Origin of the sequence: Gluconobacter sp. P5B12, assembly GCF_018812035.1 — a bacterium.
Lineage (GTDB): Bacteria > Pseudomonadota > Alphaproteobacteria > Acetobacterales > Acetobacteraceae > Gluconobacter.
In genome coordinates this window covers 34,942-50,221 of sequence record NZ_JACRVV010000008.1, presented here as the reverse complement: position 1 = coordinate 50,221, position 15,280 = coordinate 34,942, and the positions used below count along the sequence as shown (strand labels likewise).

General features: G+C 57.1%; 15 protein-coding genes. 12 read left to right on the top strand and 3 right to left on the bottom strand.

Annotated features, from left to right (window positions below; all coding sequences use genetic code 11):
* Positions 1-154: 154 nt before the first annotated feature.
* Positions 155-616 carry a hypothetical protein gene (locus KP702_RS13040; protein ID WP_202208087.1) on the top strand — a complete coding sequence of 154 codons (462 nt, stop codon included), beginning with the start codon at positions 155-157 and terminating at the stop codon, positions 614-616.
* Here the strand turns inward: KP702_RS13040 and rdgB are convergent.
* The gene (rdgB, locus tag KP702_RS13035) at positions 594-1,193 is read right to left on the bottom strand and encodes an RdgB/HAM1 family non-canonical purine NTP pyrophosphatase (protein ID WP_215769142.1); all 600 of its coding nucleotides are present in this window, start codon (positions 1,191-1,193) and stop codon (positions 594-596) included. The two genes, KP702_RS13040 and rdgB, sit on opposite strands and share 23 nt — an antisense overlap.
* A complete protein-coding gene (gene rph, locus KP702_RS13030; RefSeq protein ID WP_202208089.1) occupies positions 1,193-1,903 on the bottom strand; it encodes a ribonuclease PH in 711 nt (236 codons plus the stop codon). Before rph ends, rdgB begins: the two co-directional genes overlap by 1 nt.
* An 83-nt stretch (positions 1,904-1,986) precedes the next feature.
* Here rph and hrcA point away from each other — a divergent pair, with 83 nt between their 5' ends.
* From hrcA to KP702_RS12985, 9 genes are all read left to right on the top strand, one after another.
* Positions 1,987-3,057, top strand: coding sequence for a heat-inducible transcriptional repressor HrcA (gene hrcA, locus KP702_RS13025; RefSeq protein WP_202208090.1), 1,071 nt, complete (start codon positions 1,987-1,989; stop codon positions 3,055-3,057).
* 62 nt (positions 3,058-3,119) lie between these two features.
* Positions 3,120-4,010, top strand: coding sequence for an aldo/keto reductase (locus KP702_RS13020; protein WP_202208091.1), 891 nt, complete (start codon positions 3,120-3,122; stop codon positions 4,008-4,010).
* An 85-nt stretch (positions 4,011-4,095) separates the two neighbouring features.
* Positions 4,096-6,714 (top strand): penicillin-binding protein 1A, encoded by a 2,619-nt coding sequence (locus KP702_RS13015; RefSeq protein WP_202208092.1) that lies wholly within the window; start codon positions 4,096-4,098, stop codon positions 6,712-6,714.
* Between the two features lie 40 nt (positions 6,715-6,754).
* Positions 6,755-7,886, top strand: a protein-coding gene (gene prfB / locus KP702_RS13010; protein WP_099213300.1) for a peptide chain release factor 2 whose coding sequence is annotated in 2 segments (ribosomal slippage) — positions 6,755-6,823 and positions 6,825-7,886 — 1,131 coding nt in all. Because the reading frame shifts where the segments join, the coding sequence is not laid out codon by codon here.
* Between the two features lie 397 nt (positions 7,887-8,283).
* On the top strand, positions 8,284-8,949 hold the full coding sequence (locus KP702_RS13005; protein ID WP_046900242.1) for an energy transducer TonB: 666 nt from the start codon (positions 8,284-8,286) through the stop codon (positions 8,947-8,949).
* A 142-nt stretch (positions 8,950-9,091) separates the two neighbouring features.
* Positions 9,092-10,171, top strand: a complete 1,080-nt coding sequence (locus KP702_RS13000) for a MotA/TolQ/ExbB proton channel family protein (protein WP_080951457.1) — start codon at positions 9,092-9,094, stop codon at positions 10,169-10,171.
* Positions 10,172-10,175: 4 nt separating this feature from the next.
* Positions 10,176-10,601, top strand: a complete 426-nt coding sequence (locus KP702_RS12995; RefSeq protein ID WP_202208093.1) for a biopolymer transporter ExbD — start codon at positions 10,176-10,178, stop codon at positions 10,599-10,601.
* A gap of 73 nt (positions 10,602-10,674) precedes the next feature.
* The gene (locus KP702_RS12990) at positions 10,675-11,109 is read left to right on the top strand and encodes a biopolymer transporter ExbD (RefSeq protein WP_202208094.1); all 435 of its coding nucleotides are present in this window, start codon (positions 10,675-10,677) and stop codon (positions 11,107-11,109) included.
* A 3-nt stretch (positions 11,110-11,112) separates the two neighbouring features.
* Positions 11,113-12,360 carry a hypothetical protein gene (locus tag KP702_RS12985; RefSeq protein ID WP_215769141.1) on the top strand — a complete coding sequence of 416 codons (1,248 nt, stop codon included), beginning with the start codon at positions 11,113-11,115 and terminating at the stop codon, positions 12,358-12,360.
* 60 nt (positions 12,361-12,420) lie between these two features.
* Here the strand turns inward: KP702_RS12985 and flgH are convergent, their stop codons facing one another.
* Complete coding sequence (gene flgH / locus KP702_RS12980) at positions 12,421-13,167, bottom strand: flagellar basal body L-ring protein FlgH (protein ID WP_202208096.1); 747 nt, start codon at positions 13,165-13,167, stop codon at positions 12,421-12,423.
* A 246-nt stretch (positions 13,168-13,413) separates the two neighbouring features.
* Between flgH and KP702_RS12975 the strand changes: the two genes are divergently transcribed.
* Positions 13,414-14,973 (top strand): carbohydrate porin, encoded by a 1,560-nt coding sequence (locus tag KP702_RS12975; RefSeq protein WP_237390029.1) that lies wholly within the window; start codon positions 13,414-13,416, stop codon positions 14,971-14,973.
* Between the two features lie 78 nt (positions 14,974-15,051).
* Entirely contained in the window at positions 15,052-15,219 is a 168-nt protein-coding gene (locus tag KP702_RS12970) for a hypothetical protein (protein ID WP_167386170.1), read from the top strand.
* Positions 15,220-15,280: the final 61 nt, after the last annotated feature.

The following is a 15,280-nucleotide window of genomic DNA, read 5'->3' as shown; positions in this document are numbered from 1 at the left end:
TCCCTAACCATATCACGACATAATATTTCCATGAAGCAGACAGGAATGTGGTTCGGATGAGAGACTGCAGTCTGCTTCATGGAGCTGTCCATGGTCGGGAAAGTGCGTGCTCGGCGATGGACAATAAAATCACTGCATATGGCAGGAAAAACGCATGTCCTCTTTTAATTACCTTACAAATGATCCTGGCCTCCACCTTGCCTGCGATGATGGATCTCTCATTCATCCAGCCCGCTGGCAGGGAAGTCATGCCCTTTTCATACTCTCCAGCCCCACAAAGTCGTTCTGGCTTCTCTCACGAAGACATAGCCAGTCTTCGCCTTGTGAGGAACGTGGCGTCCTCATCGGGGACATCACTTTTTACGCGGTAAGAGGCGCCCATCGCCTCACGTCCCATCTGACATTTCCCGAAATCACAGGTTGGGCTTCCAGCGAAGGCGATGATGCGCGCTGGACAGAGGGCCGTGCGCATCTGGAACTTGAAGATGCTCTCCGGAAGGGGACTGGTATGCTGTCCATAGAAGTCTGTTCAACAGGCCCCTATCATTTGGAGCGGGAGAGTTCACAGCTCTCCCGGATGCCTGAAGCCGAGCTCAGCCTTCCACACATTCAGTAAGGAAAAGTGCGAGCGCGCGGCCGCGGTGACTGATCGCGTTCTTCTCGTGCTCGCTCATTTCTGCGAAGCTTCGGCTATGACCCTCTGGTGTAAACATTGGGTCATAGCCGTGACCATGCTCCCCACGCGGTGGCCAGACTATCTGTCCATGACATTCCCCAACTACGGAATGTGTTTCGCCGTCTGGCCATGCCAGGCAGAGCGCCGCCACAAATGATGCTGCGTGGTCTGACGTTTCATCCATTTCGCGCTGCACACGCTCCATGGCAACGGTCATGTCTTTTGCAGGGCCGCCCCATCGCGCCGAATAAACGCCGGGCTGGCCGCCGAGTGCCGAGACGCAAAAGCCGGAATCATCCGCCAGTGCGGGTAGGCCCGATGCACGGGCCGCCGCCAGAGCCTTGATTTCAGCGTTGCCAGTAAATGTGTCTGCCGTTTCGTCCGGTTCTGGCAGATTCAGCTCCCCTGCAGACACAACAGTGATGCCGCTTTCTGCAAGCAGGCTGGAGAATTCACGCAGTTTCCCGGCATTGTGGCTTGCCAGAACAATTTTTGACCCACGGGACAGGCGGCGCATTACAAAGTCTCCAGTGCGGCATTCTGTGCTTCAAATAGGGGGACTGTGCCCAGCTTGGCCAGACGCAGCAGCTCGAAAAACTCGGCTTCCTGAAAGGGGGACGTTTCCGCCGTGCCCTGAATTTCGACGATGCCACCCTCCGCGGTAAGAACAAAGTTTGTGTCTGCCTGAGCGGCACTGTCCTCAACGTAATCCAGGTCCAGCACGGCGCCAGCAGAAGTCAGGCCGCAGGAGACTGCCGCAATTTGTGCTGTCATGACTGAGGACAGATTGGCTTTTTTCAGAGCCATGGAGAGAGCAACCCAGGCGCCGGTAATGGAAGCGCAGCGTGTCCCGCCATCAGCGTTCAGGACATCACAGTCCAGCGTGATGGTCCGTTCTCCCAGCTTCTTCAGATTGACGCAGGCTCGCAGGGATCTGGCAATCAGGCGCTGGATTTCCTGCGTCCGGCCAGACTGCTTGCCCTTGGACGCTTCACGATTGCCACGCTGATGGGTGGCGCGCGGAAGCATGCCATACTCGGCCGTAATCCAGCCCTGACCCTTGTTGCGCAAAAATGGCGGGACACGATTTTCGAGAGACGCCGTGCACAGAACTTCCGTTCCACCCACCCGGATAAGTGCTGAACCTTCCGCATGTCGGGCAAAGCCTGTTTCAATGGAAATAGCGCGACCTTCGTCACAGGCGCGTCCGGATGGGCGCTTTGTCATGCGAAAAAATCCTCTCTCAGAACCGAGCCCTGCCTCTACCGCGTTTGACGAGAAGCCTTCCAGCCCCGACATACAGTTTTACCATGATGAGATCTGACCCTTCCTTCTTCCGTATGCCGAACTCCTTTGCTTCCGGGCTCGGAGAACGGGAAGCTGCGATCCTTCGGGAAATCGTTGAGGAATACGTCGAGACCGGGGAGCCGATCGGCAGTCGCACTCTGGCGCAGCGCTTGAATCTGTCTCTGTCTCCCGCGACGATCCGCAACGTCATGGCAGATCTTGGCAGGGCCGGGCTGTTGTTCAGCCCTCATGTGTCCGCAGGGCGTCTCCCGACGGAGAAGGGCGTTAAGCTCTTCGTGGAAGGGCTCCTCCAGTTTGGCACCCTGAGCGACGAAGACCGTGCCAGTATCGACAGCCGGCTGGAAATTCATGGCCGGTCCTATCAGGAGACCCTGGCTGAAGCATCGTCCATGCTGTCGGGCCTGTCATCCGCAGCAGGTCTGGTGCTGGCCCCTAAATCCGACGCGACGCTCAAACATATTGAGTTTGTTGCCCTCGGTCCGGGACGTGTTCTCGTGGTCCTCGTCAGTTCAGACGGACAGGTGGAAAATCGCATCATCGAAACCCCGGCAGGACTGCCGCATTCCGCGCTTGTCGAGGCTGGGAACTATCTTAACGCCCATTTGGGGGATCTGACGCTTGGCACTTTGAAAGAGCGTGTCAGCAAGGAAATGGACGTCAACCGCCATGAACTTGATGCTCTGACGGCCAGCGTCATCGAAAGTGGTCTGGCCACATGGGACGCTGATGGCGGAACGCTGTTCGTTCGGGGGCAGGGCAAGCTGTTGGCGGATATTACCGAGATCGAACGACTGACCACGATCCGTATGTTGTTCGATCACCTCGAAACGCAGGAGACCATGCTTCAGCTCCTGCAACTGGCAGACGCTTCGGAAGGTGTGCGAATCTATATCGGCAGTGAGAGCGGAATGTTTGGAATGTCGGGCGTGTCCATGATCGTCGCGCCAGCCCGTAATGAAGCCCAGAAAATCGTGGGCGCCATTGGTGTCATCGGGCCAACGCGCTTGAATTACGGGCGAATTGTACCCGTCGTGGATTACACGGCCCGGATGGTCGGACGCCTGCTGGGATAGTGACTGCAACCCTTCCGCCTTTGCGCTGTTGAATCCTGCGTCCATCGGAAAGGAAAGAGTCCATGGCTACGATTGACGCAAAGAAATCCGGTACGTTCCTCATTGGTGGTGATCTCAAGGTCCACCGCCTCGGGTTTGGCGCGATGCGCATTACCGGCAAGGGCATCTGGGATGAACCTCCAGACCACGAAGAAGTGGTCCAGACCCTTGAAAGCCTCCCGAAGTTCGGGGTGGATTTTATTGATACAGCGGATTCTTACGGTCCGTTCGTCTCGGAAAATCTGATCCGTGAAGTGCTTTATCCCTACAAAAAGATGGTCATTGCAACGAAGGGCGGCCTGACACGCCATGGTCCAGATATCTGGAAGCCGGTCGGAAACCCGGACTATCTGAGGCAGTGCGTGCTGATGTCCATGCGACGGTTGGGCGTTGAGCGCATAGATCTGTGGCAGCTTCATCGGATCGGGCCTGACTGTCCTGCCGAAAAACAATTCGAGGCGATCGCCAAGTTCCGCGAAGAAGGTTTGATCCGGCACGTGGGTCTATCGGAAGTGAGTGTGAAAGATATCAAGCTCGCGCAGAAATACTTCCCGGTCTCGACCGTTCAGAACCGTTTCAACCTTGTGGATCGCAAGTCCGAAGACGTACTGGATTTCTGTACCAAGGAAAACATCGGCTTCATTCCCTGGGCACCTCTAGCTGCCGGAGAACTGGCCAAACCCGGTACGGACATGGACAAGATCGCGCATCGGCATCATGCAGATGCAGGGCAGATTGCTCTGGCGTGGCTTCTGAAAAGATCACCGGTCATGTTGCCCATTCCGGGGACCGGAAGCAGAGCCCATCTGGCCTCTAATGTTCGGTCAGCATCCCTGAATCTCAACGATGAAGAGTTTGCTACTCTGAATCGGCAGGGTGAAGAGGTGTGGAAGAAATCCGCCGCCGGATCATAACGATCACGGGCCGCCGTAAACTGTCACAAAATGACCCTTTTCAGTGGGGGCGACGAACGGCTCGTTTCAGTGCTATGCAGTTTGTATGACGCGCCGTTCCATTCGCTCCCGTAATCCGCAGGACCCCAGGGCCAGTGTGCCCCGCGGGCCCCGTTTCCGCCGTTTCCGTCAGTCTCTTGCCATCGTCGCTGGTGTCGGGCTGGTCGGTGTTGCGGGTGCGGGTATCTTGGGTTGGACCACCTACGCCAAACTCGTGGCTGATCTGCCAAGTGTGGACAGCCTGAGGGCCTATCAGCCCCCGACCGTCAGTCGCATCTATGCATCTGATGATCGCCTGATGGCTCAACTTGCCAACGAGCGGCGTATTTTCGTTCCGCTTGAAGCGATTCCGGATCGGGTAAAGCGCGCCTTCCTCGCAACGGAAGATCACAATTTCTACACCCATGGTGGTGTTGATGTGATGGCCATTGCCCGTGCAGGCGTAACGGACGTTTTTGCCCGCCATGGGCGCCGTGCTGTCGGTGCGTCCACCATTACGCAGCAGGTTGCGCGTGGGATGCTGCTTAACAGCAATGCCCGCACGCTCGATCGTAAAATCAAGGAAGCCCTGCTTGCCGTCAAAATGGAGCAGGTGCTGTCCAAGGACAAGATTCTTGAGATCTATCTGAACTGGGCGGATCTGGGGAACGGCTCTTTTGGTGTCGCCGCCGCGGCCCAGACCTATTTCAACAAGCCTCTCGACCAGCTGAATGATGCAGAAGCCGCGTCACTGGCGGCCCTTCCGAAGTCCCCTACACATTACAATCCGTTCCTTCATCCTGACGCAGCCTTGATGCGCCGGAATCTTGTTCTGGATCTGATGGCCGATAACGGCGTCATTTCCCGCGAGCAGGCTCAGGAAGACAAGAAGGAGCCACTGGTCCCGCAGAAAAAACAGCGGTTTGGACCTTTGCCGGATTCAGAATGGTTCGGGGCCGAGGTCCGGCGTCAGCTCATCAGCTTGTATGGTCAGGATCGCGCTCTTCAAGGCGGCCTTGAAGTTCATACCAGTCTGGATCAGCCCCTTCAGGTATCAGCGACGAAGCTGCTGCATGAAGGTCTGATGGATTACGATCGGAGCCGCGGAGGTTGGCGTGGCCCGGTCATCCATCTTGATGGCATTGACGCAGAAGGCTGGGAAGAAAGTCTCGATAAGGTCTCCGGTCCAGCTGGAATGCTAAGGGAGTGGCGTCTGGGCGTCATTCTTCCCGGTGGAACTCACGTGGGCTGGAATGAGGAAGGCCAAGCGAAGACTGGTCCTCTTCTGGCAACAGACATCGCATGGGCACGTCGGATGCACCCGCTTCGTGCCGGGGATGTCATCATGATTGAACCGCAGGAAAGTGGCTCCGTTGCCCTGCGTCAGATTCCGCAGGTCGAAGGCGCTGTCGTGACGATGGATGTCCATACAGGCCGTGTTCTGGCGATGGTGGGTGGATGGTCGTTTCACGAAAGTCAGTTCAACCGCGCAACGCAGGCTCTGCGTCAGCCGGGCTCTTCCTTCAAGCCGTTTGTGTATCTGGCGGCCATGGAACAGGGTATTTCTCCGTCCGAGAAGTTTGATGATTCCCCTGTCTCTTACGGCGACTGGCATCCCAAGAACTACGAGCACGATAACTGGGGTCCAACCACCCTGCATGATGCCCTGCGTGAAAGCCGGAACCTCGTGACGATCCGGGTGGCCGCGCATCTGGGTATGAAGGCGGTCGCAGACACAGCCATCAAGGCCGGCCTTGTAGATGATATGCCGCATGTGCTGCCCGCAGCACTTGGTGCCGTTGAAACGACCGTTCTCAAGGAAGCCGCGGCCTATGCAACGATTGCGAACGGCGGCCATGTTGTTTCTCCCACCCTCATGGATGACATTCAGGATCGCCTTGGCAATATCGTCTGGCGTGCACCTGGCTTGGCATTAGGGACCACCTTGCAGGCGCCACCTGCGCCTCCAACTGCTGATCCGTCATCTCCAACAATTACACCGGCATCGACCGAAGCTGCTGGGGCGCCAGTGCAGCCATCGGCGCCGGTTCCCGGAAGTATCTCTGTTCCCTCCATTGCAGATAGTCGTCCTGTTCTCGCCAGCGAGGCCAGTTCCTATCAGATCGTGGCCATGCTGAAGGATGTCATCGCTCATGGAACGGGCCGCATGGCAGGGGTAGGGATTGACCGTCCCATCGCGGGGAAGACCGGCACCAGTCAGGATTTCCATGATGCCTGGTTTGCTGGCTTTTCGCCGGATATCGTCACGATCGTCTGGGTCGGTTTCGATACGCCGCAAACGCTCGGGCGGAACGCTGATGGTGCCCGCATTGCCGGCCCCATCTGGAACAAGATCATGAAGGTGGCGCTCGCCAACCGGCCGAAGCTGGATTTCCGTGTTCCGGCCGATATCACGCTGGCGTCCTACAACACCGGCCGTATCACTGCGACTGACGGATTCAAGGCTGATCAGGTTCCGGGTGCGTCGGTGGCTCTGCATGGCTTCGGTGCTGGTACGGAAGCCCTGACAGCGGCAGATACCGGGGCAGATGCCGTTATTTCGGATTCCGAGAGCGATATGACAGACACCAGCGCGCCGAGTGTTGGGTCTTCTCCGAATGCCAAGCCTCAGGCCCAGAAACCTGCGGCATCGGATGGTGACATTGGTGTAGGCGGCCTGTACTGAGGGCAGCCAAACCACCTTATATATAAGTGGAGTATTTATAATGTCGGCTGAGACCGAAGCCCTCTCCGAACAGATCAAGCAGTCGGTGGCACTGCTGAGGAGGCATCTTTAACTGGGATGTCGCCACAACACGCCTCGCGGAACTGAACCACCGCGCGGAAGACCCAGACCTTTGGAATGATTCTGACGCTGCCCAGAAGCTGATGCGCGAGCGAACCATGCTCGCCAATCAGATCGAGGGCGTTGAACAGATCGAACAGGACGTTGAAGGCACGCTGGAACTTGTCGAGCTCGCAGAAATGGAGAACGACACGGATCTGGTGCAGGAAGCCATCGCGACGTTGCGTGGGCTGGCAGCCGACGTGCACAAGCGCGAAATCGAAAGCCTGTTGTCCGGCGAAGCTGACAGCAATGACTGCTACGTTGAAGTGAATGCCGGTGCAGGTGGAACGGAAGCCCAGGATTGGGCCGAGATGATCCTGCGCATGTACACCCGCTGGGCAGAACAGCACGGCTACAAGGTGACCTTCATTGAAAGCAGTGAAGGTGAGCAGGCGGGCATCAAGTCTGCCACCATCCAGATCAGTGGCCTCAACGCTTATGGCTGGATGAAAACGGAAGCTGGCGTGCATCGTCTCGTCCGCATCTCGCCCTTCGATGCCGCTGCCCGTCGTCAAACGTCCTTCGCGTCTGTCTGGGTGTATCCGGTGGTCGATGATTCCATTGAAGTGGAGATCAACGATTCGGATCTGCGTGTGGATACTTTCCGTGCTTCAGGCGCAGGCGGTCAGCACGTTAACAAGACCGATTCGGCCATTCGTATTACCCATATCCCGACCGGCATCGTTGTTGCCTGTCAGACGGACCGCTCACAGCACCGCAACCGTGCCAAGGCGATGGAAATGCTGAAGGCCCGGATGTACGAGGCCGAGCTTCAGAAGCGGGAAGCCGCCGCCGCCCAGACGGAAGCCGCCAAAACGGATATCGGATGGGGCCATCAGATCCGCTCTTACGTCCTGGCACCCTATCAGTTGGTCAAGGATCTGCGGACAGGCGTGGAAAAGGGAAATCCGGACGCTGTTCTGGACGGCGCCCTGGACGACTTCATGTCGGCTTCTCTTGCCCAGCGCGTCGGAGCAACGCGATCCGAAGCCAGCGCCTCCGCTCAGTAAGAGCGAGCTGACGCATTAAAACGAAACCGGAAGGCCGGGGCGGCGTAATTAATACGCTGTCCCGGCCTTCTTGTTATAATTCTGTTACAGTTTTTGGAAATTTGATTTTCTGAAGGCAGAAAAAAAGCGGAAAAGTGTACTTTTTCGCCCACTCTCCTGCGAATATTGGCGCCAGACGATCGAAAGATGAGAATTTTTCGTTTCGGGACAGGCAATAATCAGCTTGACACCATGGCCTGAAGGCTGCCCAATCAGCATATCGGGTATGTTCTCACGACATGAGACGAATCACACGTCCGTGAGGTGAGGGAACTCGATGCAAACACAAGGTCGAGATCTCGCACCGTACAGGTGTGGATCCATTGTCGGTGTCAGTGAGGGGTAAGAAGGTTTCGACATGAAGAGCTACGCCGCACAGCAGCGCAAGCCGACGGACTATATTGTCGCGATCGTCGTGGCCGTGCTGGCTATGGGCGCGGTAATCTATGCGCTCATGAGCGGTGCTGTGGGCAAACTCGTCCACGAAAAGCCGCCCATCAAGACGGAAGTGATCAAGGAGCAGCCTAAGCCGCCTCCGCCACCACCACCTCCGCCGCCGCCGCAGATGGAACAGCCGCCGCCGCCGTATATTCCGCCGCCGAAGATCAGTGTTCCGCCGCCACCCAAGGCGATCCAGCGGGTCACACACGCCAAGCCGCCGCATCCGGTTCCGCCGAGCCCGACGCCTGCACCTGAGCCTGTTCCGGCTCCTCCGCAGGGTCCGCCAGCTCCGGCAGTGCCTGATCACACGGCTGGCGCGTCTCCGATCAACGGCGCCAAGCCGGAGTATCCGGAGGAAGCCCAGGAAGAGAACCGTGAAGGTAAAGTTACGGCTTCCTGCGACATTCTTCCGAACGGTCACACGGCAAACTGCGCGATTGTCAGCTCCACCGGTGGTCACGAGTTTGTGGAAAGTGCGCTCGACTTCCTTCGTCGAGCCCGGTACCAGCCCGCCGTCGTTAACGGCGCTCCGGTTACCGAGCATCACCACATTCTGCACGTTGACTTCACGATGGGCGACTAAGTGTCCGTCAGCCAGTAGTCCAATAAGATTGCCTCTTCGGATCAGGTGGTTCGGAGAGGTTCAAGGAAAAGGGCCGGTCCCCATATGGCCGGCACCCCAGACAGCTCCTAAAACGGGCATCTCTAACGAGGATATGGAGTTCATGACCAGACTGTTCCGCCTTCCTGCTCTTGACGTTCCGACGAAGGCGCGCGCCGTCCGGGCCAGCGCCATGGCTCTGACGCTGGCCCTGGCTTCGGGTGCAATCGCACCGGCCGTCGCTTTCGCTCAGCCTGCACCGGCTGATCAGAGTGCTCCGGCTGCCGCTCCGGCCGACCCGTCGGCAGTGCCGCCGGCTCCGTCCTCGGACCCGTCTGCTGCACCTGCTGCTTCTGCACCGAATGATGCTGGCGCTCCGGCACCTGCCGCCGGTGATGCAGCTGCTCCTGCTGACCAGACGCCTGCTGCTGCTGCCACCCCGGGTGAAAGCGCAACGGCCGCTCCTGAAGCTCCGGCTCCGCAGGGCAACCCGTACGGTCTTGGCGCTCTGTGGGCCAATGGTGACGTGATCGCTCGTGGCGTTCTGATCATCATGGTTATCATGTCCGCTGGTACCTGGATCATCATGGTCATGAAGTTCCTGGAGCAGGGCCGTGTGTTCGCTGCTTCCAAGGAAGCTTCCCGTGAATTCTGGACGAAGCCGTCCGTTCAGGCTGGCGCTGCGTCCCTGAAGGCTTCTTCTCCGTTCCGTTACATCGCTGAAACCGGTATTGTTGCTGCAGAGCACCACGAAGGTTCCATGCGTGATGCGATCGACCTGCACTCCTGGACGGAAATGTCCATCGGGCGCTCCGTTGACACCATCAACACGCGTCTTCAGGGCGGCCTCGCGTTCCTCGGTACGGTGGGTTCCACCTCTCCGTTCGTCGGTCTGTTCGGCACGGTTTGGGGTATTTACCACGCTCTGACCGCCATCGGCATTGCAGGTCAGGCGTCCATCGACAAGGTTGCTGGTCCGGTGGGTGAATCCCTCATCATGACGGCAATTGGTCTTGCAACCGCTGTTCCGGCCGTTCTGGGTTACAACCTGCTCGTTCGCCGTAACAAGGGCGCTATGGATCGCGTTCGCAACTTCGCTGCAGACGTTCAGTCTGTCCTGATCGGTGGCTTCCGTCACGGCGTGTCTCCGGAAGACGGCGGCATGTCAGCTCCGACCACCATCACCACCAGCCAGCGGGTCTGATACTATGGGAATGAACGTCGGAGGAGGCGGCGGTGACGACGAGGTGGTGTCGGCAATCAACACCACTCCCCTCGTCGACGTCATGCTGGTGCTGCTGATCATCTTCTTGATCACCATCCCAGTCGCCACGCATACTGTGAAGCTGAAGCTGCCGGTTGATGCAAATCAGCCGACCCAGACTAAGCCGAATAATGTTGTTCTGGCAGTGACTGCGAATGGCCAGGTTTTCTGGAACACCACACCGGTCCCAACGCATCAGGATCTGCTGAACCGCCTTGTAGAGGTGGCTAAGCAGAAGCCTCAGCCGCAGGTCCAGATCCGTGGTGACGGTGCTGCCAAGTATCTGGCAGTTGGCCAGGTGGTCGCTACAGCTCAGGAAGCTGGTATCGCTCACGTGGACTTCATCACCGAGCAGCCCCACTCGAACTGAAGGTCTGCCGGGCCGTTATAGAAAGAACGGTCCGGCAACCTCTTTCACGTCACCCTTTTGGAGAACCGCCGTCATGGGCATGAGCGTCGGATCGGACAGCACGCACGAAGACGAAGGTATCGTCGATATCAACACCACGCCGTTGATCGACGTGATGCTGGTGCTGCTGATCATGCTGATCATCACCATCCCGCTGCAGACACATTCGGTGGCGATCGATCTGCCTCAGGGCAATCCTCCGCCGTCTACCGAGCAGCCTAAGCTAGTGACTGTCAGCATCAATTACGACAACAGCATTTCGTGGAACAGCGAGCCGGTCAGCTCGGAAGCAGCACTTCAGGCTCATTTTGAGGCCGCTGCTGCTGAAGGCGATCAGCCCGAGGTCCATATTCATCCTGACCGTCTTGCCGATTATAAAACGGTTGCCCACGTCATGGCTGACGCTCAGCGTCTCGGTGTGACCAAGCTGGGTATCGTCGGTCTGGATCAGTTCATGGAAGGACAGTAATTCGTGTCTTTGTCCCTTAACCGCCGTCTGAGCGCCCGCTCCCTTCTGCTGGCTGGTGCTATTGGTGCAGCTCTTATTGCTGGGCCTGCCGCCCATGCTGATGATGTGCTAGGCCAAGCTGTCGGCAAGGATCTTCAGCAGGCGCAGAGTGCTCTTGCCGCGAAGAGCTACGAAAAAGCCATGGCTGCGGTGGATGCCGCGGATGCGGTCAAGGGCAAGACGGATTACGAATCCTATACCATTGCCCAGATGCGTGCAGCGGTCGCTGCTCAGTCCGGCAACGTGGCTGCGGCAACCAAAGCTTATGACGTTCTCATCAACAGCTCCCGCACGCCGAAGGCTGCGAAGGGTCAGATGCTGATGGCTCAGGCTACCATGGCTTATGGTGCCAAGAACTATGCGGCTGCCATTCCACCGACCGAGCGCTATCTGCATGAGCACGGGCCCGATCCGCGCATGCAGACCATGCTGATCCAGTGTTACTATCTTCAGGGTGACTGGAAAGGGACAGCCAAGGCTGCTCAGGAGCAGGTGGACGCAACGATCAAGGCAGGCAAGATTCCTGCTGAAAATCAGCTTCAGATGCTCGCCACCGCTTATACGAACCTGAAGGACGCGGACGCCAAGACGCACGCCTACGTCCTGCTGGCCAAGTATTATTCCAAGCCTGATTATTGGGCGATGCTGATCCATGATCTGGTCGCTAACCCGAACCTGGCACCACCGCTTGTATTCTATGTCGAGCGTCTGCGTCTGGCGACGGGTGTCCTGAAGGATCCGTCCGACTACCAGGACATGGGTGAGCGCGCTGTTCAGCTGGGTCTGCCCCAATTGGCGCTGAACCTGCTCAATCAGGGCTATGCCAACAAGTCTCTGGGTAACGGTCCGACAGCCGCTGGCGATGCGAAATTCCACGCATTTGTTGCACAGCGTGCCGCTGCTGACCGTGCACAACTTGCTCAGGCTGCTGCGTCTGCTGCTACGGATCCCTCTGCAGGTCCTGCTCTGACAACGGGTTATAATCTTGTTCTGAATGGTCAGGCTGATCAGGGCCTTGCCCTGATGAAAACCGGCCTTGGGAAGAAGCCGCACTATCCGGATCTGGCCCAGATTGAATTTGGTATGGCGCAGATGGACGCTGGTCATAAGGCTGATGCCATCAAGACCTTTGAAACCATCACCGGGAATAGTCCCGCAAAGGACGTTGCCGAACTTTGGGCTCTTCTGCTGTCTCGTCCTGCCGCTCACTGAGCTGGATAAGAGCTAAGATTTTAAGAAAAACGCCGGGTCATTCCCGGCGTTTTTTTTTGTTTAGAATGGTAAAATCGAGTCCATGACCTGCTGTCCGTAACGAGGGGTCTGGATCTGGGTGATGGTCCCTCTGCCGCCATAAGAAATACGGGCTTCCGCCATCCGATCGTGGGTAACGGTATTGTCCGCCGTTATGTCCTGTGGCCTGACAATGCCGCTGACACCGAGCTCACGTAGTTCACTGTTGACCCGGACTTCCTGCTTCCCCATTACGACGAAATTTCCGTTTGGAAGAACCTGTGTGATGGTTCCTGCCAGACGGAGGGTTACCGTTTCATTCCGGATGATCTTTCCTGTTGCGCTGCTATCGCTACTGCTGGTTGTGTTCAGACTGTCAGCACCCGTTACAGCGCTGATGACTCGTCCTTTGATTCCAAACAGATTTGGGATTCCAAATTTTTCGTTGGCAGCACGATTGGCTGTCGTGCCGTTATTGAAAGCAGCGTTATCGGTGATGTCCACAATGATCGTGACCAGATCCCCAACCTGAGAGGCACGCTGGTCCTTGAAGAACGCACGGCTACCACTTCGCCACAGGCTGGAGGCTTCCTGCGGAGGGGGACGCAGGGGGGGCATGGGCATTGTGACAGGGCGATAGCTTGCTGCTAATGTTGGGTCGGTAATGGACGTCATGCGTGGCGGACGCCCAACTTCAGAGAGCTGGGCCAGCGAATTACAAGCGGAGAGGGCAGGTATTAGCCCGATCAGCCCCAGACAGCACATAGCATGACGAGATGGAAGCAACATGTATGGGGCAATTCCGTTTGTTCTGAACAAAACGACCCAAACATATGTTTCGTAAAAAACGGGTTAACTCTGTGCCTAAGTGGGGTGTTTAGCGCACTTTTCTCCGGTTTATGAAAGTCGAAGTATCCATATTGTCTTCGCTCCAACGCTCATGCAGTGGGAGGGTCAGCATTTGCAGGATGGAAGCTAATGTCGTGGTGTGCATAAACAGGACGGGTTGAGGGCGACATCAAGGAAAATTCATTTTTGAGCGTTGATAGTTCGATAAGCGACTACATTAAAAATGGCATGGAAAAGGCTCGCATGGCTGTGGTGCAGCGTATAATGTGCGTCGCCGTTTCCGCATGTGTATTGTCTTTGACCAGCGTTGCGGTGGCTGCCGAACCAGCGTCTGACTCGTCTTCGTCTGAAGGGCGTACCGCTTCTGATCAGGCCAACGGGGAAACAGAGGCTGCACCGCTTTCAGCTGGAGCGGCGGAACTCCTGCCAAAGGCTTCGGCGTATGAAGATCTGGCCGGGAATCTGTCTGCCCCGCCGTCGCTCTTTTCCTTTGTGAACGATGCTCATGGTTGGCTCAGGCGTCATGGAACCATTGCTCAGTTCGATAATATGAACGAGATGATGGGCGCTGTGACGGCTCCGACCAAAGGGTATGGTTACAAGCAGGGCGCGTCTAATGCCGGACAGTATGCTCTGAACATTGTGACGGATTGGAACCGTCTGGCGAAGCTTCAGGGCTTTGCGACTCATGTGATTTTTATAGGGCGCTACGGCACAACGGCTAACCGCATGTTTGGAGACTGGCTGGCTCACAGTCAGGAAACCTATGGTGGTGGCGGAAACGTCGTGGTGCATCTTGTGATGGCATATGGGGAGCAGCACCTGTTCCAGAACCGACTGGCAATCGCAGCGGGGCGTATGTCCCAGCTTTCGGATTTCGCAGCCGGTACGGTGTTCTGCTCCTTCGTTAACAACAGCTTCTGTGGTCGCCCCAAAGGTGCTTCTGACAGCGCCTATTACAGCTCTTATCCGGCGTCTGTTTGGGCGTTGCGTGTGAGGGGGCGTCCCTGGCGGCGGGATGTTTATGTCGAAACGGGTGTCTATTTTGCGGAAGAGGGCATTTATTCGGTCGCGCAACACAGAACAGGGTTCAAGCTGAACGGCTCGAATATTGTTGGTGAAATCTTTCCCGTAGAAATCGGATGGCAGCCTATCTTCCGTCGCCCCTCCGGAGAGCTCGCGTATCCAGGCCATTATAAGCTGGGCATTGCCGTGGAAACGATGGGGCGGTCTGAGAACTTTTTGGATACGCTGGGAAATCCCTATGCGGATAGCGGATATTCCGCTGCCCGACATAGCGGTTCATGGTCCACGTGGTTGATGGCGGATCAACGAATCAAAGGCTCCAGAATCAACCCGCAGGGCGGTGTGACGCTCATGGGGGGTGTCGTGCTAAACGAGCCTCGAACGGCACTCAGGGATCGGCAGATCTATCTGGGGGCAACCTGGAAAGGCTTCTGGGCCGCCCGGCCATCAGACACGATTGGACTGGCGGTCTCGTATGTTCATATCGCGTCAGGTGTGCAGAGAACTGAACGGATTCTTCTGGCTGCTGGCAAGTCTCTGCCTTATCGGGCGACGGGATTGCAGACGCATCAGGAAGTTGCAGAGCTGAACTACACGTTCGCAATCGGCCGTGCGATGACGTTTGAGCCTGATCTCCAATATTACCATAACCCGAACGGGCAGGTGAACTTACGGGATGCTGTCATGATGGGCTTCAAGAGTCATATCGAAATTTTCTAACTTCGTTACGTGCAGGGAACCGAGAACGGCGCAGACCGTTTCTGATGGCTTCACCGTCTTTTCGGAGGATTACTCCACGTGCGTAAATCGATATTGCTTCTTCTGGCCCTTTCCGTGTCCTGCGTGACGCTGACAGCCTGTGAACACCACCGGACGTTTGGTGAAAAGGTGCGCGACACCGTCGATCCGCCGAAGGGGCCTATCGAACGTGCCGGCCGCTCTGTGGATCGTTCTCTGGGGAACTGAGTCCCGCACCCTGCAGGAGAGTCTCTCTCTTGCCCCGTGGCTGAATGTGGTCGAGAACGAA

Excerpts from the sequence above, each read along its gene's own strand:
- KP702_RS13040 (WP_202208087.1), top strand. The coding sequence starts at position 155 with ATGTCCTCTTTTAATTACCTTACAAATGATCCTGGCCTCCACCTTGCC.
- rdgB (WP_215769142.1), bottom strand. The coding sequence starts at position 1,193 with ATGCGCCGCCTGTCCCGTGGGTCAAAAATTGTTCTGGCAAGCCACAAT.
- rph (WP_202208089.1), bottom strand. The coding sequence starts at position 1,903 with ATGACAAAGCGCCCATCCGGACGCGCCTGTGACGAAGGTCGCGCTATT.
- hrcA (WP_202208090.1), top strand. The coding sequence starts at position 1,987 with ATGATGAGATCTGACCCTTCCTTCTTCCGTATGCCGAACTCCTTTGCT.
- KP702_RS13020 (WP_202208091.1), top strand. The coding sequence starts at position 3,120 with ATGGCTACGATTGACGCAAAGAAATCCGGTACGTTCCTCATTGGTGGT.
- KP702_RS13015 (WP_202208092.1), top strand. The coding sequence starts at position 4,096 with ATGACGCGCCGTTCCATTCGCTCCCGTAATCCGCAGGACCCCAGGGCC.
- KP702_RS13005 (WP_046900242.1), top strand. The coding sequence starts at position 8,284 with ATGAAGAGCTACGCCGCACAGCAGCGCAAGCCGACGGACTATATTGTC.
- KP702_RS13000 (WP_080951457.1), top strand. The coding sequence starts at position 9,092 with ATGACCAGACTGTTCCGCCTTCCTGCTCTTGACGTTCCGACGAAGGCG.
- KP702_RS12995 (WP_202208093.1), top strand. The coding sequence starts at position 10,176 with ATGGGAATGAACGTCGGAGGAGGCGGCGGTGACGACGAGGTGGTGTCG.
- KP702_RS12990 (WP_202208094.1), top strand. The coding sequence starts at position 10,675 with ATGGGCATGAGCGTCGGATCGGACAGCACGCACGAAGACGAAGGTATC.
- flgH (WP_202208096.1), bottom strand. The coding sequence starts at position 13,167 with ATGTTGCTTCCATCTCGTCATGCTATGTGCTGTCTGGGGCTGATCGGG.